Annotated in this window: 1 protein-coding gene; it reads left to right on the top strand. The window is 63.2% G+C overall.

Going from position 1 to position 486, the window contains the following annotated elements; all coding sequences use genetic code 11:
- Positions 1 to 58: 58 nt before the first annotated feature.
- Positions 59 to 486: ABC transporter substrate-binding protein (locus AC07RN_RS20995; RefSeq protein WP_478337218.1), on the top strand; the 428-nt coding region annotated here is incomplete at its 3' end.

The following is a 486-nucleotide window of genomic DNA, read 5'->3' as shown; positions in this document are numbered from 1 at the left end:
CCTGGGGCGCGGATTCGGGTTCTACTCGTACCCGCCGTCCACCGCGTATGCAGTAAACGTGAACACCAACTCGGCCGACATGGCTCGGCCCGAGGTGCGCCAGGCGTTGAACTTCGCGATCGATCGGGACGGCATCAACAAGTCGATCCTGCACGGTCAGTGCACGCCCAACCCACAGGCTGCCACACCAGGAATGGTCGGCTACCTCGACGAGCCGCCGATCCGGTACGACTTCGACCCGGAGCGTGCCCGGCAGATTCTGGCATCGGCGGGGATCACCGACCTCCAACTCGACATCATGGCTCCTGCAAGGGTTTCGCCGGTGGTCGAGATCGCGACTGCGGTGCGTTCGCAGTTCGAGAACATCGGGATCAAGGTGAACTACCAAGAAGTCGATCAGGCGGAGATGAACGCCCGATTCAGTCGCGGCGACGCCTACGACGCGGTCATCAACGGTCGAGTGCCGCGGCCGAGTTCGCTTCAGTC

The organism is Lelliottia sp. GFLA7 (assembly GCF_056490165.1).
The sequence above is the reverse complement of the archived record's forward strand: the minus strand, read 5'-3'. Positions and strand labels throughout refer to the sequence as shown.